This is a genomic window from Terriglobia bacterium (assembly GCA_020072565.1).
Lineage (GTDB): Bacteria > Acidobacteriota > UBA6911 > UBA6911 > UBA6911 > JAFNAG01.
Genome location: JAIQGI010000012.1, coordinates 96,333 through 117,538 on the forward strand (window position 1 = coordinate 96,333; position 21,206 = coordinate 117,538).

Annotated in this window: 13 protein-coding genes; 7 read left to right on the forward strand and 6 right to left on the reverse strand. The window is 59.5% G+C overall.

All coding sequences use genetic code 11. The features are described 5' to 3' along the window. Positions 1-19: 19 nt before the first annotated feature. Together LAP85_09420 and LAP85_09425 are read right to left on the reverse strand one after the other, a co-directional pair. A complete protein-coding gene (locus LAP85_09420) occupies positions 20-1,504 on the reverse strand; it encodes a B12-binding domain-containing radical SAM protein (GenBank protein ID MBZ5496610.1) in 1,485 nt (494 codons plus the stop codon). Positions 1,505-1,524: 20 nt separating this feature from the next. After that, positions 1,525-1,695 (reverse strand): hypothetical protein, encoded by a 171-nt coding sequence (locus LAP85_09425; protein ID MBZ5496611.1) that lies wholly within the window; start codon positions 1,693-1,695, stop codon positions 1,525-1,527. A 161-nt stretch (positions 1,696-1,856) separates the two neighbouring features. Here LAP85_09425 and speB point away from each other — a divergent pair, with 161 nt between their 5' ends. Further along, on the forward strand, positions 1,857-2,681 hold the full coding sequence (gene speB, locus LAP85_09430) for an agmatinase (GenBank protein MBZ5496612.1): 825 nt from the start codon (positions 1,857-1,859) through the stop codon (positions 2,679-2,681). A 97-nt stretch (positions 2,682-2,778) separates the two neighbouring features. On the opposite strand, the gene ssnA is transcribed toward speB, so the two are convergent. From ssnA to ygeW, 4 genes are all read right to left on the reverse strand, one after another. Then, positions 2,779-4,101, reverse strand: a complete 1,323-nt coding sequence (gene ssnA / locus LAP85_09435) for a putative aminohydrolase SsnA (GenBank protein MBZ5496613.1) — start codon at positions 4,099-4,101, stop codon at positions 2,779-2,781. Further along, positions 4,098-6,671 (reverse strand): selenium-dependent xanthine dehydrogenase, encoded by a 2,574-nt coding sequence (gene xdh / locus LAP85_09440; protein ID MBZ5496614.1) that lies wholly within the window; start codon positions 6,669-6,671, stop codon positions 4,098-4,100. The genes ssnA and xdh overlap by 4 nt, the downstream gene beginning before the upstream one ends. A gap of 295 nt (positions 6,672-6,966) precedes the next feature. Further along, positions 6,967-8,184 carry a YgeY family selenium metabolism-linked hydrolase gene (locus LAP85_09445; protein ID MBZ5496615.1) on the reverse strand — a complete coding sequence of 406 codons (1,218 nt, stop codon included), beginning with the start codon at positions 8,182-8,184 and terminating at the stop codon, positions 6,967-6,969. Positions 8,185-8,243: 59 nt separating this feature from the next. Next, on the reverse strand, positions 8,244-9,455 hold the full coding sequence (gene ygeW / locus LAP85_09450) for a knotted carbamoyltransferase YgeW (GenBank protein MBZ5496616.1): 1,212 nt from the start codon (positions 9,453-9,455) through the stop codon (positions 8,244-8,246). A gap of 148 nt (positions 9,456-9,603) precedes the next feature. On the opposite strand from ygeW, the gene LAP85_09455 reads away from it, so the two are divergent. The 6 genes from LAP85_09455 (at position 9,604) to LAP85_09480 (ending at position 21,126) form a co-directional block, all read left to right on the forward strand. After that, positions 9,604-10,884: a threonine synthase gene (locus LAP85_09455; protein ID MBZ5496617.1), complete on the forward strand. Its 1,281-nt coding sequence runs from the start codon at positions 9,604-9,606 to the stop codon at positions 10,882-10,884. Between the two features lie 24 nt (positions 10,885-10,908). After that, on the forward strand, positions 10,909-12,378 hold the full coding sequence (locus tag LAP85_09460) for a pyridoxal-phosphate dependent enzyme (protein MBZ5496618.1): 1,470 nt from the start codon (positions 10,909-10,911) through the stop codon (positions 12,376-12,378). Positions 12,379-12,493: 115 nt separating this feature from the next. Continuing rightward, the gene (locus tag LAP85_09465; GenBank protein MBZ5496619.1) at positions 12,494-13,954 is read left to right on the forward strand and encodes an FAD binding domain-containing protein; all 1,461 of its coding nucleotides are present in this window, start codon (positions 12,494-12,496) and stop codon (positions 13,952-13,954) included. A 10-nt stretch (positions 13,955-13,964) separates the two neighbouring features. Continuing rightward, positions 13,965-16,235: a xanthine dehydrogenase family protein molybdopterin-binding subunit gene (locus LAP85_09470; protein ID MBZ5496620.1), complete on the forward strand. Its 2,271-nt coding sequence runs from the start codon at positions 13,965-13,967 to the stop codon at positions 16,233-16,235. Between the two features lie 43 nt (positions 16,236-16,278). Further along, entirely contained in the window at positions 16,279-19,572 is a 3,294-nt protein-coding gene (ygfK, locus tag LAP85_09475) for a putative selenate reductase subunit YgfK (protein MBZ5496621.1), read from the forward strand. 198 nt (positions 19,573-19,770) lie between these two features. Beyond that, positions 19,771-21,126 (forward strand): 8-oxoguanine deaminase, encoded by a 1,356-nt coding sequence (locus LAP85_09480; GenBank protein ID MBZ5496622.1) that lies wholly within the window; start codon positions 19,771-19,773, stop codon positions 21,124-21,126. Positions 21,127-21,206 lie beyond the last annotated feature (80 nt).

Genomic DNA, 21,206 nt, shown 5'->3' on the forward strand with positions numbered 1-21,206 from the left:
GCTATTGCTCTCTTGTCCCCTACAGGTAGTTTCGCTCGGCGCGGCGGCGTGAGCGGTAGCGTTCGAAGGCCTTGCGCGCATCCTCTAATCCAAGCATCGACCTGAGTGTGCTTCCGCGAAAGGTGTGCCGCAGCATCCTGTGTCCGATTCGTGCCACAAAGAACGGGCTGTGAAGGAAGGAGGCCGGCATGTGGCGCAACTTCATCCAGCGCTCGGCGCGCCAGCGCATGAACTCGATCTCCTCGGCAGCTAAATGCTCACTGCGCACGACCGCGGTAGTGCCGTCATATTCCTCCCATCGATCGCTGACGATCAGGCCGCGGGCCCGAAACTCGTTGCTCATGGGAGTCCGGGGGTAAGGAGTTGGATGCTGGATGTAGGGCCAGTCGACATAGCGACGAGCAAAATCCAGGTTGGCCTCAATCGAGGCCCTGGTATCGTCCGGGTTGCCGACAATCAGGCCGCCCACGACATAGAGGCCGTTCCGGTGCAGATGATCGATCGCCCGGCGGGCTGCGTTGCGGACGACGTGCCCATGAGCGCGTTCTTCATTCTTCGATCGCGCCCGCAAGAAACTCAGATCACTCTCCAGCACATTCTCGATCCCGAGGAACACGTAGCGGAAGCCCGCCCGGCGCATGAGCGGCGCCAGCGTGGCGCCGTGGTTGGCGAGGGCGGAAGTCATCGCCTGCACAATGTATTCGGCCCGGTTCAGACGGGCGTCGATGAGGGCGCGGCAAAAGGCCTCAAAGCGCGCCACATCGAGTGTAATGTTGTCGTCGACCAGGAAGATCGTGCGTGCACCGCGATCCAGCGCGTCGCGGATGTCTTCCAGCACCCGATCCATCCGGTACGTGTGGAAATTGCGGCCCCGCAGCGCGACGATCGAGCAGAAACTGCAGTCAAATGTGCAGCCGCGCGAGGTTTCGACGACGTCGACCGGGCGGCCCATCAGGGTATACCCATCGAGCACTCGTGCACCGCGATTCGGAAGACGGATCTCATCTCCGTTCAGGCGGCTGACGGGCCGGTCGGGATTTTGAGAAAACCTGTCACCGTCGCGATACCATAGTCCCTCAATGTGCCCGTAACCGTTGCCCCGCTCCAGCGCCCGCACAAGTTCGCGGAAGGTGATCTCTCCTTCGCCGCGCACCAGAAAGTCCGCGGCGCCGGCGTAGGCTTCGGGCGCCAGGCTGGGATCGTAGCCGCCGGCGACAATGCGCGCCGCCGGCCGCAGCGAGCGCACCAGTTCGGCTATCCTCAACGCGCTTCGGCGCTGAAAGGTCATTACGGACAGCCCTACCAGGTCCGGCTCAAACTGGCGCACGAGCCGCTCGATGCTTGCGCGCACGCGACGCTGGACCAGGATCAAGTCGGCGACGGCGACCCTGTGATGCGCGTCGATGTTTCCTGCCAGAGAGGTAAGGGAGGCAGTCGGCAGCCGCATCCCATGCGCAGGCATGTGTTCGAAGGAATCCGGCATGGAGAGCAGCAGAATATTCATGTGGTTCTTGCTGCGCCTGCTTACTTAATGGCCTTCTTCGCCTTTTCTATGGTCGCCCGAGAGAAGTAGGCGCAGACACCCTTCTTGGCATCGGGCTGGATGGCGGCCGCCTTCACCGCTTCCTTCAGCCGTTTCTCCGGCACGCCAAGCTCCACTGCCCAGTTTGCGACGGTCTTCATTTCCTCAGCCATGATTCTGGCCCTCCTTTGATGAATCGACGGTTGCAGCATCATATCACGCTTGCAGATTCCACTGAATCTGCCGGACAATTATTTGGCGCGCGCCAGGAGTTTCTGCAGGATAGCTGAAATCAGGAGCGCGGGAAGGTTCCTTCAGATTGGAGAAGACGACGGTGTCATACCCTGATCTTTCTTCCGAGGGAGGGAAACTCGGCATCATCGGGCTTCCCTTCGACGAAAACTCCTCTTTTCTGACGGGAGCAGCGGGAGCGCCCCCTTTGATAAGAGCAGCCCTCTTTTCGGAGGCTTCGAATCTCTGGAGCGAAAACGGGACCAACCTTGGTGATGTGTCGCTCATCAGGGATGCCGGTGATGTCGCGGCTGTTGCCGGCGTGGACCTGGTTTTCCTGATCGAAGAATCAGTGCGGGTGCTGCTCGACCGGAAGCTGCGGCCGATTGCGCTGGGTGGCGATCATGCGATTACCTACCCCGTGATCCGAGCAATTGCCCGGAGCTATGCCGGTCTGACCGTCCTGGACTTCGATGCTCACCCGGATCTGTATGACGAGTTTCAGGGCAGCCGCCGCTCTCACGCCTGCCCATTTGCAAGAATCATGGAGGAAGGGCTGGTGCGCCGTCTTGTGCAGGTTGGGATCCGTTCGATGAACGGGCACCAGCGTCGCCAGGCGGAAAAGTTTGGGGTTGAGGTGATCGAGATGAAGGATTGGCGCGACCTGCTGCTCGTGCTGGATTCACCCATGTACATCTCGTTCGACCTGGACGCCCTCGATCCCGCATTTGCCCCGGGCGTCTCCCACCGCGAGCCTGGGGGCCTTTCCGTGCGGCAGGCGCTGAGGGCGATTCAGACGCTGGACGCGGTTGTTGTCGGGGCGGATCTGGTCGAGTTCAATCCTCGAATGGATGCCATGAACACGACAGGAGTCGTCTGCGCGAAGCTCCTGAAGGAGATCGCGGCAAAAATGCTGGAAACCGCCTGACCGCTCAAAAGTGGATAGTCATGTTGACATGGTTTTGCTCCCGGTGGTGGTCACCACATGGGACGGCAAGCGCGTCACGGATTTGAAACCATCACAGCTAGAACCGTTTCCAGAGCGCGGCGGACAGTTTTTGCGAATGCCCGGCGATGCTCTCTTCATCCAGGTGCAAGAGGCGCTTATTCTTCATCAGAATTCTTCCGCCGACGATGGTGGTATCGACTATTGCCTGGGACAGCCCGAACACCAGATGAGCCGGGAAATTGTCTTCATTCATCCTCGTCGGGGGGAAGTAGTCGACGCAGATCAAATCTGCATTCCAGCCTTCCCTCAGTTGCCCTACCTTTTGGAAATAACGGTTGGAGATCTCCTGGTTGTTCCTGATCAGGAGGCCCACCGCCTCACCGAGCGCGGCACTGGGATCTTTTTGCGAGAGTCTCTGTGCCCAGATGGCGCTGCGCAGCTCCTCGCGCATGTTGCTGGTCATAGCGTCTGTTCCCAAACCGACCAGCACGCCCTTTCGCGTAGCCTTCAACAGATCCATCACGCCGACGGCATTATTCAGGTTGGATTGGGGATTATGGACGACGGCCGTCTGTGACTGGGCCAGCCGGTCCCATTCGTCATCATCCAGATGGACCGCATGGGCGCAGACGGTTCGTGGACCGAGGATGCCGTGATCCGATAAACGCTGAACCACATTCTTGCCGTAGCTACTCCGGGTAATCGTTTGATCCGCGACATCCTCGGCACAGTGTATGTGAAAACCAGCCTGATACTTCCCGGCCATTTCTGCGCACTTACGAAATGTTTTTTCCCCGAGGGTAAAGGAGGCATGCAATCCGAAAAGCGCCTTCAACTGGTTGTTGTTCACTTGCCGGCATTGCTCCATAAAGCGGAGATTTTCCTCGATTGCTTCCCGGGCGATGTCCTCTCCATCCCGGTCGGAAACCTCGTAGCAAAGACATGCCCGCAACCCCAATTCCTGAACCGCCTGGGCGATTCGGGTGAGGGATCCCTTTACGGCGTAAGGTGAGGCGTGATGATCGATGACCGTTGTGGTCCCATGGCGAATGGATTCCAGCCCCGCCACCAGCGCGCTGTAATAACAATCCTCGAGGGTAAGCCGTCGATCGAGGCGCCACCACAAATTGCGCAGTATTTCGGTAAAATTCCTCGCCGGTTCTGCCTTGGTCAGGCCTCGGGCGAAACTGGAATAAAAGTGGGTGTGGGCATTGACAAAGCCCGGCATGACTACCTTGCCATGAGCGTCGATGACCTGAGCCTTGAGATTCCTGGTGGACCTTTGCGGCACTATCTTCTTGATGAGGCCGCCTTCGATCAAAACCGCGTGGTTGGCGAGTACCCGGTTGGGATGCTCCAAAGTGACGATGATGCCGTTTTTGATCAGCATTCTTTTCATTTGGGATTCCGTTTCAATGGGAGAGAATATCGGCGCATGCCGTCAAAGGCATGCAGCGCGTTGGCCACCGAAGCTGCGGTAGGCGCCATCCCTATTTCTCCCACTCCCTTGGCACCAAAGGGTCCATGCGGATCGCCGGCTTCGACGCCGATCACGATTACCTCCGGCATCTGGGGCGCGCGCAGCACACCGCATTTGCCCAGTTTCAGAGACACCGGCCTCCCGTCTTTCATGGGGAAATCCTCGGTGAGGGCATATCCGAGTCCCATGTGCACGGCCCCTTCAATCTGGCCCTCGAACAGAGTGGGATTCATGATCCGGCCGACATCGTGCGCAGCGTAAATCTTGTCGATCTTCCCCTTTTCATCCAGCGTGACCACCTGGGTCGCGTAACCGTAGGAATAATGGGTCTCATGACCCACGTCCGGCTTCACTTCACCGATCTTCGACGTCCTGTTGTAGATCCATTCACCGGTGTATTCCTTGCCGGCCAGATCCTTGAGAGAACAATTCCTCAGGTCGGCGATCAGTCTTTCAGTGGCGACAATCAGCGAATTCCCCACCAGCGAGGTCCCGCGGGAGGCGGTGGTCATGCCGCAAACCGTTTCAGAGGCGGTATCGACTCGGACCTCGATGATCGAGGGATCAAGCCCTGTCCGCTCACAAACAGTCTGTATGGCCATCGTGTGGACTCCCTGGCCCATTTCCGTCCAACCATGATAGATAATCAGCTTGCTCCCGGATTCAACGACGATTTTGGCTCTGCCGATATCGGGAACGCCATTGCCGATCCCGGTATTTTTGATGGCGCAGGCGATACCCGCGTAGGGCGCCTGATAGAACACGTCCTTTACTGCCATCAGGGTCTCGCGCAGACCCACTCCGCCATGGAGGATCTGCCCGGTGACCGTTTCTTTCCCATCCGCCAGAGCATTGTCGTAGCGGAACTGCCAGCGGTCAAAGCCTCCCTGCCTGCACAGGTCGTCGACACAGCTCTCCATGGCGAACGTCGCTTGCGGGACGCCAAAGCCGCGCATTGCTCCGCAGGGGATATTGTTGGTGTACACAGCCCGCGAGCGCACGAGCACGTTGGGGACGGCGTAGGCGCCCGCGGCATGCCCCGCGGCGCGCTCCAGAACTTTCATCCCCACCGAAGCGTAGGCTCCGGTGTCACCGACAATTTCAGCAATCATTCCGGTGAGCTTGCCGTTTTTGTCACACGCGACAGCGTAATCGAGGCGCATGGGGTGGCGTTTGGGATGCATGATCAGAGATTCTTCGCGAGTGAGAGAGACCCGTACCGGCTTTTTCAGGAGATAGGCATAAAGGGCCGCGTGTCCTTGAACGGAAAGATCCTCTTTTCCGCCAAAAGCCCCGCCGGTTGCCACCTGGACTACGCGCACCCGCTTCTCCGGCAGACCCAGAATCATGGCGATCTGCCTGCGGTCTTCGTAGGCGCCTTGCCCCTGGGAAAACACATGGATTCCGGCTTCACCGGCGGCCCTGCAAGGCCTCGCGAGAGCGCATTCGGTCTCCATGTAGGCGTGTTCCACACGCTGGGTGTAATAGCTTCCCTTAGCAAGATAAGCTGCATTCGCGATTGCCTGATTCGGATCCCCGCGTTTCAAACTGGTCAATGATAAGACATTGCCGCTCTGATGAATGAGGGGCGCATCTGGCTTGAGTGCCTCATCCACGGTGGTAACCGGCGCCAGAATCTCATATTTGACTCTTATCTTCCTGGCCGCCCGGCGGGCGATCTCGTCCGCCTCAGCCACTACTCCCGCTATGACATCTCCGAGGTAACGGGTTTCTTCTCCGACCGCAACCATCACCGGCCAATCTTCAATTATGAGACCGATGAGCCGTCGGCCCGGGATGTCCGCTGCTGTAAATATCCTGATCACGCCGGGCGTCTTTTCCGCTGCAGCGGCATCGATTCTCAGGAGCCTGGCGCGTGGATGATCCGAGAATCTGAGAGCAGCAAAGAGCATCCCGTCTTCTTTCAGGTCTCCGACGAAAGGCCTTTTCCCCAGGACCGCCTGGTAGGCCTGATGCCTCGCCAGCCGGCTGCCTATCTTACCCGTAGCATTTTCTTCAGGGAGTGTTTCCTCGCCCCGCAGTACCCTCGCAGCATAGAGAATTGAATCTATGATTTTTTTATAGCCGGTACAGCGGCAGAGATTGCGCTGAAGGGCCTTCTTGATCTGACCGCGTGTGGGATCCGGATTGCTCAACAGCAGCGCCCGCGCAGCCATCACCATGCCCGGAGTGCAAAACCCGCATTGGACTCCCCCTTTTAATACAAAGGCTCGGGCGAAGATATCCTGGATTTTTTCTTCTAACCCGTCGGGGGTGATTACGGTCTTGCCTTGCACCTGCTTCATCGAGGTCGTACAGGAGAGTGTGGCTTTCCCGTCCATAATGACCGTGCATCCCCCGCATGCCCCTTGTCCTGAACACCCGACCTTGCAGGAGGTGATTCCCGCTCTTTCTCGAAGATAGTATGAGAGCGTCAGATCGGTATCACCCTCGAAAGTCCTCTTTTCGCCGTTGAGTATGAATTCCACTGTGTGATTTCCTCCAGCTTCGGCACCGCAGGTGCACGCTCATAAACGCGGATCCTAACCCGAACTATTCGTGAAGCAGAACCAAACGCCGGTGAAAAGGCAACAAAATTGGACGCGGATAAGCGCTGGCGCCTGCGGCGCGGCAAAAGTTCCTGCACGCCGACTAAGACCGAACGGTCGGCGTCTGTCGGCGTTTTTCCGCGTCCGAAATTTTCTCTTGATCGCATATTCATGAATAATCCGGGCGAATCTGCGTGAATCGCGCTCATCTGATGTTCCGCTTTCAGGAACGGAATCAGATGGGTCGGGCCATCTCGCAGTACAGGTGGGGAAATGCCGCGTAAAAAGCTGCGGCCGTGACCAGATGATCCACCGGCACCTGATCATCTACCGTGTGAGCGTATATTTCATTTGCGGGGCCGAATCCGATAGTAGGAATTCCCATCATTCCCATTGTGGCGACACCGTTGGTGGAAAAAGTCCATTTGCCGACTTCGGGTTCTTTTCCCAAAATCCGACGATAAGCTTCCATACTCGCTCTGCAGAGCAGATGATCTTCTTCCAGCACCCACGTGGGATAGTATTTTTCGGTCTCATAGACCAGACCAGTGTAACTCGGCACGTTGTATTTCAAGACTTCCGGGATTGCCTCTACCCCCGCGTGCCTGATCGCTTCCTGCACTTCCGCCATCGCACCAACCTTGGTTTCTCCACGGGTTAAGCGCCGGTCCAGGTGGATGTAGGCGCGGTCGGGGACTGCGCACAGAGATGGGGTGCTGCATTCAATGTAGGAGACGGTCACCGTTCCTTTGCCCAGGAACGCATCCTCGCGTAAGCGTTCATTCAGTTTCTCAATTTCATTCACGATCTTCGCCATCATGTATACGGCGTTTTGTCCTCTCTCGGGCGCCGATCCGTGACACGAGATTCCTCTGGCAGTCACCCCGATTTCCATCCGGCCGCGGTGGCCTCGATAGATATTGAGATTGGTGGGCTCGGTGATGACCACGACCTCGGGCACGATGATGTTGTTCTTGAGCAGATATTGCCAGCAAAGTCCGTCACAGTCCTCCTCTTGAACGGTTCCGGTGAGCCATAGAGAATAATCTTCTTCGAGTTCGAGATCCTGGATGATCCTGGCGGCATAGACCATGCTGGCCATGCCGCCTTCCTGGTCGCCGGCTCCGCGGCCAAAGATTATTCCCTTTTCCAATTTCCCTAGAAATGGGTCCCACCTCCAGGCCCCGGCATCGCCCACGCCGACCGTGTCGACATGGGCATCCATCGCGATCACCCGCTTGCCGTTGCCGATACGACCCAGGATGTTTCCCATGGCATCGATGCGGATCTCATCGAATCCCACCTTTTCCATTTCTGCCTTGATCCGGAGGATGACTTGTCTTTCCTTACGGGACTCGGACGGAATAGCGAGCATTTCCCGCAGAAAAACAACCATGCGCTCGCGATACTTTTCGGCCTGCACCATGATTCTTGCAGCATCGATCTTAACCATGGGTACCTCAGTGTCTAGTTGATCCCGCGCCGCGTGCCGGTGCGGGCGAGCACAATCTTTCAACCACTCAAATGTTCGAGCCGGAGTCTCCGTCTCTTTTCTTTTTTTGCAGCGAGGCCTTTCAAGACCACTGCCGGATCATCAAATCTGCCGGCAAGGATCATGGCGGCAATGATAAAGGGCTTAAATCCTGCCTCTCGATATGTTTCGATGCGGTAGCGATCAAATACACTTTTCTGCACCTCGCCTTGGGCACAGGAAACGGAGGAAATATCTGCGGGCAAGCAATGCATGTAGAGCGCCTTGCCGTTCCGCGTGAGTTTCATTCTGGCCTCGGTACACTCCCAGTGCTTGAAACGTGCATTATTGGCGAGGCATTCCTTTTCCAGGTCTTTGAGTCCTGCTGCGTCGTTTTGGCGCAGGAGCGCCGTGCGCCTTTCCATCACCTGATAGGGAGCCCAGCTTTTGGGATAGACCACGTCGGCGTCCTGAAACGCCTCTTCCATGGATCCGGCGAGATGGAAGCTCCCTCCGTTTTTGTTCGCTTCCAGCGCAGCGAGATCCAGCACCTCAGGAACCACGTTGTAGCCCTCGGGGTGAGCCAGAACCACATTCATGCCGAATCGGGTCATCAGCCCGATAACGCCCTGCGGCACGGAGAGGGGCTTCCCATAGCTTGGTGAGTAGGCCCAGCTCATGGCTATCTTTTTGCCTCTGAGATTGTCAAGACCTTCGAAGTAGTGCTCCAGCTGAAGCAAATCTGCCATGCTCTGCGAGGGATGGTCTACATCGCATTGCAGGTTGACGATGGTAGGCCTCTGCGGCAAGACCCCCTCCTTGTATCCATTATCAAGAGCTATGCCCACCTCGAGCATGTAGGTGTGCCCTGCTCCCAGGAAAATGTCGTCCCGAATCCCGATCACTTCGGTTAAGAAGGAGACCATGCTGGCGGTTTCACGCACCGTTTCGCCGTGGGTGATCTGGGATTTGCCTTCATCCAGATCCTGAACGGCGAGGCCCAGCAGGTTGGCGGCGGAAGCGAAGGAAAAACGGGTGCGCGTGGACTTATCGCGGAAGTGGGATACCGCCAGACCGGAGTCAAACAGCCGGCAGGAGGCATTGTCATGATAGAGCGCCTTGAGGATATTGGCCGTCTTGAGGATGATTCTTAATTCATCAAGGCTCTTATCCCAGGTCAGAAGAAAATCTCGACCGAAGAGTCCGTTTTTCAACTTTCTGATTTCCGCGATTTCCTTGTTGAGATCCACCATGACTGGCTCCCGGTCACATTTTAAAATGGCAACGAAATGAAAAGGTTGTAGCATTAAAGCACCGAGGCGAGCAACGGCGAATAAGGCAGTGGGAAGCTGCCTCCTCTTTTTTTGTGGCCGGGACGCCGGGAGCGGGGAAGAGGCGAGCATGGATCAGGTTCTGGGGCTTGAATGCACCATCTGTAGCGCAAGGTATCTGGTAAACGAGATAACCTATGTCTGCCCCAAACACGGCGACGACGGCGTTGTAGATGTCATTTACGATTACAGCCTGATCAGGGAACAGATCTCCACCTCAAAATTGGCGGACAATGGGGATCATTCCATCTGGCGTTATCTGCCGCTGCTCCCAGTTAAAGCAGATGCAGCCCGGCAGCTCAGCGAAGGCACGATCCTGGCGCATGTGGGGTGGACGCCGCTTCTGCCGGTGCCGCGCCTGGCAGCCAGGCTCGGCCTCAACCGGCTCTGGGTAAAGGACGAGGGGCGGCAGCCCACGGCCTCTCTCAAAGATCGTGCCTCGGCAATCGCCATAGTTAAAACCCGCGAAATGGGTCTCGGCATGGTAACCACCGCCAGCACCGGCAACGCGGCGGCCGCCCTCTCGGGTCTGTGCGCCGCGGTTTCGCAACCGAATGTCATCTTTGTGCCTCGCACAGCGCCGCAGGTCAAGATTGCGCAGTTGCTGGTGTTCGGTTCTACGGTGCTCCTCGTGGATGGCACGTATGACGATGCCTTCGAACTCTGCCTGAAAGCCGCGTCCGAGTTCGGCTGGTATAACCGCAGCACCGGCTACAATCCCTACGTGAGCGAAGGCAAGAAGACTGCTGCATACGAAATCTGTGAGCAGCTGCAGTGGCAGGCCCCTGACCGCATCTTTGTGCCGGTCGGTGACGGCTGCATCATCGGAGGACTCTATAAGGGATTGCGGGATATGATGGCCCTGGGCTGGATTGACCGGATGCCCAGGTTGATGGGTGTGCAGGCGGCCGGGTCTGCGGCACTGTCGGACGCCTGGGAACGCGGCCTGAAAGCCACAGAGATGCACCCGATCGAGGCTCATACGATCGCCGACAGCATCCGCGCCGGCTTGCCGCGCGATCGCATCAAGGCACTCAGGGCCGTGCGTGAGAGTGACGGTGCTTTTATCCGCGTCACCGACGAGGAGATTGTCAGGGCCATTCCCATCCTGGCACGGGGCTGCGGGATTTTTGCCGAGCCCGCGGCTGCCGCTGCGTATGCCGGCCTGGAGAAGGCAGTTGATCTGGGATTAGTCAACCACGACGAGCGCATGGTTGTGCTGGTTACCGGGTCCGGACTAAAAGATGTCGCAACGGCAATCAAGTCTGTAGCTAAGCCCTCTGTCATTTCTGCCGATTTGGCGGAGGTGCGCCGGGTTCTGAAGCAGGCGGGCGATTCAGTCGTACGCTGACCGCCTCCAAAGGAAACGCGCCGAATGATTGATCTGAGCATAAACAACGAGAAGTTGAAACGGGCCGTTCAAAGGGCCAAGGAGCGCGGCATCATCATTCCGACGTTTGCGCAGATGAAAGATCCCTCGCGGATTCCCGATGTCATCAGGACCCGGCTCAAGGATGTAGGCCTGTGGGACATCAATTCGCTCAACCTTTTTCGCATCACGTGGCACAATGAGCCAGTCCCGCATGGGGGCGGGTTCGGCAGCGTCAACTACCTCGAATTCCCCAAGTCGCTCACCGGCGTAAGTGCCCGGATCTTAGCCCTGGTGGGCAAATGGTTTCCCACCGGTGCACACAAAGTGGGAGCTGCTTTCGGCTGCCTGGTGCCGCGCCTGGTCACGGGGCAATTCGATCCATCCGCGCAAAAGGCAGTCTGGCCGTCCACCGGCAACTATTGCCGCGGCGGCGCCTACGATTCGGCCCTGTTAGGATGCGAGTCCGTTGCCATCCTCCCCTCCGGCATGAGCCGCGAACGATTCGCATGGCTGTCCAAAGTCGCCGGGGAAGTGATTGCCACGCCGGGCACTGAGAGCAACGTCAAGGAAATCTTCGACAAGTGCTGGGAATTGCGCCGCTCGGGCCAGGATCTGGTGATTTTCAACCAGTTCGATGAGTTCGGAAACCATCTCTGGCACTATGACGTCACCGGCCACGCGCTGGAAGTGATGCTTGAGCACGCGTTGCGCGGCGGCGAGGTTTTGCGCGGCGCGGTCTTTACCACGGGATCTGCAGGCACGATGGGCGCGGGGGATTATCTGAAAGAGGTCTGGCCGACCAGCAGGCTTGCTGCCAGCGAGGCGCTTCAATGCCCGACGCTGATGATGAACGGCTTCGGTGAGCACCGCATCGAAGGCATCGGCGACAAGCACGTTCCCTGGATTCACAACGTCCGCAACACCGACATGGTAATGGCAATCGATGACGAGGCGCCGATGCAGATCATCCGATTGTTCAACGAGCCGGAAGGCAGGCGTTACCTGGCCCGGATGGGCGTGCCCGAAGCGCTCATCAGTCAACTGGCGCTGTTGGGCATCTCCGGTGTGGCGAACCTGTTGTCGGCGGTCAAGATGGCGCGTTGGTACGAGTGGGGCGAAGGGGATGCGGTGGTCACCGTGCTCACCGACTCGATGGAGATGTACCAGAGCCGCTTGCAGGAGCTCACGGAGGCACGTGGCGAATTTACCGCTTGTGATGCAGCCGCGGCGTACCACCAGCACCTGATGGGCCAGGGTACCGAGCATGTCGAGGAGTTGAGCCATCCGGCGCGCAAGCGCGTGCATAACCTCAAGTACTATACCTGGGTCGAACAGCAGGGCAAGACCTACCGGGAGATCCAGGCTCAGTGGTACGATGGCTACTATTGGAGCAACATCCACCGCCAGGCGGAAGAGATTGACGCTCTGATCGGGCAGTTTAATCAGATGACGGGGCTGCTCAAGGGATTGTAGGAACATCTGGAGTGCGCCGGCTCGCCGCCGCTTCGTGCACGTGCGGCGAAAAGCAAGCCGCGGGCATGGCTGTGCACTCCTGGCACGTCGTTGCAGGTTCTTCAGGAGAAATATCGTGTGGCGGGCCTATCAAACACCAACCTCTGTTGAAGAAACAGTGCGCCTTCTCGCTGAACATGGACGGAAGGCCCGCATTATTGCCGGCGGCACCGACCTGCTGGTCGAATTACGACGCGCTGCCGGTCCAGGACCTCTGCTGATCGACATCAGCCGCATCGGGCAACTCGATCGTGTGCGGCTTGATGGCCAGGGCCTGATCCACATCGGCCCGGCGGTCACGCACAACCAGGCGGCGGCCTCCGCGACCCTGGTTGAGCGCGGCCTTCCGCTGGCGCTGGCATGCCGGGAAGTGGGCACACCCCAGGTGCGCAACCGGGGCACGGTGGCGGGCAACCTCGTCACGGCTTCTCCCGCCAACGACACCATCACGGCACTTTGGGCGCTGGATGCGCGGCTGACGCTGCGCAGCGTCCGGGGCGAACGCTCCCTGTCCTTCCCCGATTTTTACCGGGGAGTGCGCCATACTGCGCTGGAGCCGGATGAGATCGTAACCGATATTGCCTTTCCAGCACTGGGCTCAAATCGCCGTGGTGTCTTCGTCAAACTGGGCCTGCGCCGCGCGAATGCCATCGCCGTGGTCAATGTTGCCGCCGTCCTCACCTTCGAGAGGAGCGCCATCACCGAGGCCCGCATCACAGTAGGCAGCGTCGCCCCTACCATCGTCCGCGCGCCAGAGGCGGAAAGGTCGCTGCTGGGAGGGGGCTTGAAGGCAGAACGCATCGCGGAAGCGGCCCGCCTGTCTGCGCAGGCAGCGATGCCCATTACGGATGTCCGTGCCGGGGACGATTACCGGCGTGAGGCAACACGCTTCCTGGTACGGCGCGCCCTTACCGCTCTCGGTGAGGGTGTAGAGCGGTACGTTTGCTCGCGCCCGTCGCCGATGCTTTGGGGCAAGACTGATGGCCATTTCCCGCGCTGGGAAGGGAAGAGGTTGAGCCACCACGAGGGAGGGCCTGAACCCATCGAGTGTACGGTCAACGGTAATCATGTCGTCGTGCCCGGCGCGGGCGGCAAGAGATTGCTGGACATGCTGCGCGAGGACCTGGCATTGACCGGCACCAAGGAGGGATGCGGCGAGGGCGAGTGCGGCGCATGCACGGTGTGGATGGATGGAATCGCAGTTCTGGCCTGCCTGGTTCCTGCCCCGCGCGCCCATGGTACGCGCATCGTGACGATCGAGGGAATGTCCCAGGGCGATACTCTTCACCCCTTGCAGCAGGCATTTATCGACGAAGGAGCCGTCCAATGCGGCTACTGCACGCCCGGCCTTATTATGGCCGGCGCCAGTGTTATGGACGAAATTCCCGCTCCCACCTGTGAACAGATCAAGGCCGGACTGGTGGGCAACCTGTGCCGTTGCACAGGGTACTGCAGTATCGTGCGCGCAGTCGACAGGGCGGTTGGGGCAGCTTCCCATGCCGGCGCAGTGCACTCGGGGGCAGCACAAAACGCATAAGGAAAGTTCTATGACGCAAGTGATCGGTCAATGCGCTCCCCGGGTGGATGCCCGCGCCAAAGTCACGGGTGCCGCAATATATCCAGGCGACCTGGCCATGGAAGGGATGTTGCACGCCAAGATTCTCTTTGCGGGCCGACCTCACGCCCGCGTCCGGTGCGTTGATACGGCGGAGGCACAGTCCGTCCCCGGCGTAACTGCCGTTTTTACCGCCCGTGACGTGCCGGTGAACGAACGCGGCTTGCAGATAGCAGACCAGCCCGTGCTATGCGGCCCCGGCTCATCCAAGCCCGGCGCCGACGTGGTGCGCTTTGCCGGCGACCAGGTGGCACTCATTGTGGCCGCCACCGAACGCGCTGCTGCGCACGCCCGCGACCTGATCCGCGTCGATTATGAGGATCTTCCCATCGTGATCGATCCATTCGACGCACTCAAGCCCGGCGCCCCTCAAGTGCACGCCCAGCGGCTGCTCAACGAGACTCATCCGGAACTGCGCTCGGAAGGAAATCTAATCTCACATCATCAGATCCGGAAGGGTGACGTGGAAGCAGGCTGGCTGCAGGCCGACGTGATTGTCGAGAGTGAATACCGCACATCATCCCAGGAACACGTGTTCCTCCAGCCCGAGGCCGGATTGGCTTACATCGACGACGAAGGCCGTGTGACCGTGGTGGCAGCGGGGCAGTGGATATCGGAAGACCAGCACCAGATCGCTCACGCTCTGGATTTGGAGCCGGACCGGGTGCGTGTAATTTACCCGGCCATCGGCGGAGCGTTCGGCGGGCGGGAGGATATCTCGGTCCAGGTGGTGCTGGCGCTGGCTGCCTGGAAATTGCAGCGCCCCGTAAAAATCGTCTGGAGCAGGGAAGAATCAATTCTGGGACACTGCAAACGGCATCCGTTCCGGATCCACAGCAAGTGGGGTGCCACCCGCGGCGGGAAAATCGTTGCCGCGGAGGTGCGCATTGTCGCCGACGGGGGCGCCTACTGCTATACCACCAACAAGGTTCTCGGCAACACCACTGCCACCTGCACGGGACCTTACGAAATCCCCAATGTCAGGGTGGATGTGGACGGGGTCTATACCAACAACACGCCCAGCGGAGCCTTCCGGGGCTTCGGCTCGCCCCAGGCCATCTTCGCCGCCGAGATGCAGATGAACAAACTGGCGCAGGCGCTCGGCGTGGACCCGGTCAAACTGCGGCTCAAGAACCTGCTGCGCGAGGGAAGCCTGACCGCCATGGGTACGCCTCTCCCCGAGGGTGTAAGCCTGGTGGAGGTCACTGAAAAATGCGCCACGGCCGCCGGCTGGAAGCGCACGGACCAGGACTGGCGCAAACCCTCAATTCAAAATCCGCAATCCAGGATCCGGCGGGGGATTGGTCTTGCCACCGCTTTCAAAAACGTGGGCTACTCTTTTGGCTATCATGATAACTGCCGGGTAAAGGTCGCCTTGAAAGGCCACATCGAGATTGAGGAAGCCCTGGTCTACATAGGCACAGCCGAGGTGGGGCAGGGCTCTCATACGGTGATCTGCCAAATGGCGGCCGCTGCGCTGGGCGTGCCCCTGGAGCGGGTGCGGCTGGTCGCTTCCGACACCGCTACCAGCCCGGGCAACTCCGGCTCCGTATCCGCTTCGCGCATGACTCTCATGGCCGGGAACGCCGTCCGAGGAGCCGCCGCAAAGGCGTTGGAGAATTGGTACGCCCAAGAGCGGCCTGCCATAGCCGAGTTCACTTACCTGGCTCCCAAAACTACGCCCTTCGATCCGAAAACCGGCCAGGGCTTCCCTAATTTTTCTTACGGCTATGTAGCCCAGGCGGTCGAGGTAGAAGTGGACACTGAAACCGGGGAGATGCGCGTTTTGCGAGTCGTGTGCGCCGACGATGTGGGCAGAGCCATTAACCCCCAGCAAGTCACGGGACAGATCGAGGGAGGCTTGCTCCAGGCAATCGGATGGGCTACCTGCGAAAATTTCGTGACCCGAGAAGGCCGTGTGCTGACGCCGAACCTCAGCACGTATCTGATTCCGACAACCGCCGACCTGCCGGAGCGGGTCGAGGCGATCATTGTGGAACACGCCAACACCATCGGTCCTTGGGGAGCCCGCGGGATGGGAGAGATGCCCTTTATCGCGCTGGCGCCGGCGCTGGTCGCAGCCGTCCATGACGCCACGGGCATCTGGTTTGACGAAATTCCGCTGACGTCGGAACGGGTTTGGAGGGAACTGCAGGCCGGCGGGCGGCAGATCGAAGGCCAATGTCGCATCCCTTTCCGGTGACTGTCGGTGTGCTTGAGATCATGTTGGAAGCGGACAAGATCGCCTGAAACGAAATATGAAAGCCCTCCCCTTTGAAGTCATTCTTGATTGGATTCTGAGAGAACTCGAGCAACGGGAATCCATTTTCGGGATTCATCGTTCTCTCTTTTACGAGCCTCGACAGGATGCCCCCTATGCGGTTTCAGATTGCTGCGGGCATCACCTCTCGACTCCAATCGGCCCGGCGGCGGGGCCGCACACTCAGCTGGCCCAGAACATCGTCTCGGCGTGGCTTTGCGGTGGCCGCTTCATCGAACTCAAGACCGTCCAGGTCAGGGACGAACTTGTGATCCCACGACCGTGCATCGACATGGAGGACGAAGGATACAACGTCGAATGGTCGCAGGAACTTAAGCTGGACCAGTCGGCCGATGAGTACATCAAGGCCTGGGTGTTGACTCACATTCTGCATCGACTGCTCGGCTTTGAGAACCGGGTTCCGCCGGGAACGATATTCAACATGAGCATCGGCTATGACCTGGAGGGCATTAAGGGAGAGCCGATGACTCGATTTCTGGACCGGATGAAGGATGCGTCTGCAGAACTGGACGCGATCCGTGCGGTATTGCGCGCGCGTTTCCCGCAGTTCGCCGACATTGAGATCCCGTCTCAAATTTCCGACAGCGTCACTCTGTCCACCATGCACGCCTGCCCGCCGGAGGAAATCGAACGCATCGTCCGCTATCTGCTGGATGAGAGGGGTTTGCACACAACGGTCAAACTGAATCCCACCCTGCTCGGCAAGAGAAGAGTCTTGGGCATACTTCACGAAGACCTCGGCTTTCGTGAGATTCAGGTTCCGGATGCCGTGTTCAGGCACGATCTGCGATATGACCGGGCAGTGGAACTCATCAAATCGCTCCAGCGGCAGGCAGCCGGCCTCAAGCTGACCTTTGGCGTCAAGCTGAGCAACACCCTGGCAGCCGTAAACCACAAAGGGAGGCTGCCCGGCAAAGAAATGTACCTGTCGGGCCGTGCGCTTTATCCTCTGACTATCAACCTCTTCCGCAAACTGGTCCGGGAGTTCAACGGCGACTTGAATGTCTCCTACTCCGGTGGGGCAGATGCGCTCAATGTCAGCGCCCTCCTCGCTTGTGGCGCCCGCCCCGTTACGGCGGCAACTGATTTGCTCAAGCCCGGCGGCTACGCAAGATTCCTGCAATACCTGGGAAACCTGGCGGCCGAAATGCGTGATCGAGGAGTCGCAAGCCTGGATGAGTTGGCGCGCAACAAGCTGGCGAATCTCGAGCAGGCAGCAGCGGAGGCGCTCGTGAATCCGCGCTATCACAAGAGCTATTATCTCCACGGACTGCCCAGAGTTGACTCCGGCCTGGGACTTTTTGACTGCATCGCTGCGCCCTGCGTGGAGCAATGCGCTGTGCGCCAGGATGTGCCTGAATATGCCCGGCTCATTGCTCAGGGAGAATATGACCGCGCGCTCGCGGTGGTGCTGGCGCGCAACCCGCTGCCGGGTGTGACCGGTTATATCTGTACGCAGCTCTGCCGGACATGCTGCACCCGCTCTGCGAGCAATTACGACGAACCCGTGGGCATCCGTGATCTCAAGAGGTTTGCTGTCGAAAAGGGACGGGTCGCCCCGCCCGGGAGGGATAAGCTCGGCCGCAGGGTCGCCATTATCGGCGGCGGGCCGTCGGGACTCTCTGTCGCGTATTTCCTCGCGCTCAGCGGAATTCAAGCCACCATTTTTGAGGCCAGAAACGTTTTGGGTGGAATGATGCGCCTTGCGCCGGCTTTCCGACTGCCCCGGGCTATCATCCAGGAGGATGTGGAGCGGATCGTGCGCATGGGCGTCGCGATCGAGATCTCCCGCCCGATAACTCATCCACCCGAGAGATTGTTGAAGGATGGCTTTGACGCCGTCTACATCGCGAGCGGGTTTCAGAAGGATGCGCCGTTGCGCATCGAGGGAATCGAAGGGAAGGGCGTCGTCGCGGCTCTCGACTTCCTGGAGCAGACGCGGCGCGGAAATGATTTGGAATTGGGGGCAAGGGTCCTGGTTATCGGCGGCGGCAACACTGCCATGGATGCCGCGCGCACGGCCCAACGGCTGACGGGCCATCCGGTGACCGTCGTTTATCGGCGGACCAGAAAGGAGATGCCCGCCGGCGAAGAGGACATAGAGGGAGCGTTCGAAGAAGGCATCCACCTGCAGGAGTTGGTGTCCCCGATCCGAGTGGTCCTGCGCGGCGGCCGGGTGGCCGCCCTGGATTGCATCCGAAACAGACTGGGCAAGCCGGGCCCGGACGGGCGCAGACGCCCAATCCCGATTGAAGGGAGCGAATTCCAAATTGCAGCCGACTCGATCATCGTGGCAGTCGGCCAGAGCGCCGATCTCACCTTTCTCAACGGAAGCGCTGTTCGCCTTCGCAAAGAGGGATCCATAAAGATCAGCCCGGCAACCGGCCTGGCAGGGGTGCCTCACGTCTATGCGGGCGGAGACGTTGTCGCCGGGCCGGCAAGCATCGTTGCCGCTTGCGCCGATGGACGGCGAGCGGCTGAGGCCATCTGCACGGAATTCGGGATTGAGTTCCGGCAATGGCCCTCCGTTCCGGCGCGGCTTTCCGAAAAGGAAATTCTGGACGTCAAGGGCGTGCGCGCCCGAAGAGAAGCGCAGCACAGGGCCGCGAGGGTGCCCCCCGGCCAACGCGGCGGCTTTGACCTGATTGAAGCAACGCTGAGCGAAGAGGCAGCGCGCAGAGAAGCGGTGCGCTGCCTGCAGTGCTCGACTGTTTGCGACAAGTGCGTGGAAGTCTGTCCGAATCGGGCCAACCGTACCTACCACGTTTCGCCCGTGCGCCTGGAGTTGCCCAGGCTCTCCTGCCGGCAAGACGTGCTGGTAATAACAGGAGAGACCGTTTTCCAGGTGGGCCAATCCAGACAGATCATTCATCTGCATGACCTGTGCAACAACTGCGGCAACTGCGCGACCTTTTGCGTTCACAAGGGCAGGCCCCACGAAGAGAAACCCCGGCTCTTTCTCAACGCCGACGATTTTGAAAGGGAGAGCCTCAACGCTTTCTACGTCGAAAACAACAAGGGGGGATGGATCATCAGAAGATGCGAGCGGGGCAGGCAGTCGCAGCTCGCCATGCGAAGCGCCGGCGGCGAGATGATCTACGAAAGCGATCTGCTGCAGCTGGTCATCTCGCGCGCCGAATTTCGCATCATGAGCATGGCATTGAGGAAGCAATTTCGCGGAGACCTGGCGCTGGATGAGCCTGCAGAAATGTACGTGATCGCTCAAGGCGTGATCGGCACGCTGCCGTTCCTGTTTTAGCTGCGAAATACGCAAAAAAGACGAGTCCGATTCCTTGTTTTTCACCTGTTTCGCGGACCCGTTCGGTTGCGCCCAAGTTCGGGCTGCGGACATGGCGCTGAGACGTTCAGATTCTTGCCCAATAGGCGAAGATTTGACGGTTGGTGGTTTGAAATAGTTTCCTGTTGTCCGAAGCCCCGTAGTCGAGGAGAAAAGGCCATGCCGTCGCTGCTTGTGAGACACGCTGAGCTGCTGGTCACGATGGATGCAAACCGCCGCTGCATTTCCGATGGCGGCTTGTTTCTGCGCGACAACATCATCGAGCAGGTCGGGCCGACGACAGAGCTGGCGGTTGAGGCTGACCGCGTGATCAACGCCCAAGGGATGATCCTCCTGCCGGGATTGGTGAATACTCATCACCATCTCTGTCAGACCCTGACCCGGGCAGTTCCGGCAGCTCAGGACGCAACCCTTTTCGAGTGGCTTGCTACCCTTTACCCCATCTGGGCCCGATTGACCCCGGAGGCCATCCATACCAGTGCGCTGGTTGGCCTGGGTGAATTGATCCTGTCCGGCTGCACCACCGCCTCTGATCACCTGTATATCTACCCGAACGGCTGCCGCATCGACGACGAAATCCAGGCCGCGCAAGCGCTCGGCATACGTTTCCATGCCAGCCGTGGATCGATGAGCCTCGGGCAGAGCAAGGGCGGGCTGCCTCCGGATCGCGTGGTGGAGGACGAGGATTTTATTCTCGCGGACACGCGCCGGGCCATCGAGACGTATCACGACTCCAGGCCGAATGCGATGCTGCGGATCGTCGTCGCCCCGTGTTCCCCTTTTTCGGTAACCCCCGATCTGATGCGGGAAGCAGCTCTTCTGGCGCGCTCCTACGGCGTGCACCTGCACACTCACCTGGCGGAGACGAAGGACGAGGAGCGGTTTTGCCTGGGCAAGTTCGGGCACCGGCCCGTGCCGTATGCCGAGAACCTGGGTTGGGTCGGAAACGATGTCTGGTACGCACATGGAGTCCATGTCAACCAGTCGGAGATCGCGCTGTTGGCGCGCACCGGCACAGGCGTGTGTCACTGCCCCAGTTCCAACATGCGCCTGGCATCGGGAATCGCCCCGGTTCGTGAGTATATGGATGCCGGAGTCCGCCTGGGATTGGGAGTGGATGGATCTGCCAGCAATGACTCATCCCACCTCCTTGCCGAGGCGCGCATGGCGCTGCTGCTGCAGCGTGTGTCAGGAAATCCGGCGGCCCTTTCGGCCGGCGAAGCCCTCTGGCTGGCCACGGTCGGGGGCGCGCGCGTGCTGGGCCGCGACGATATCGGCCAACTGGCGCCGGGCAAGGCGGCCGACTTGATCGGCTTCCGCCTGAACCGGCTCGATTTTGCCGGGGCGCAGCACGACCCGATGGCGGCGCTGGTGTTCTGCACGCCGCAGCGCGTCGATCTATCCATCGTCAATGGCAAACTGATCGTGGAAGACGGCAACCTGCTGACCGTCGACCTGCTGCCGGTGATCGAGCGGCACAACCGCATCGCCCGCCGCCTGGTCAGGGGCGATTGAAAACGGAGCGCTCTTTGGGCTTGGCATGAACTATTCATGAAGTGGGACGGCAAGCAGAAAAAAGAGGGAATTGGCCGCCG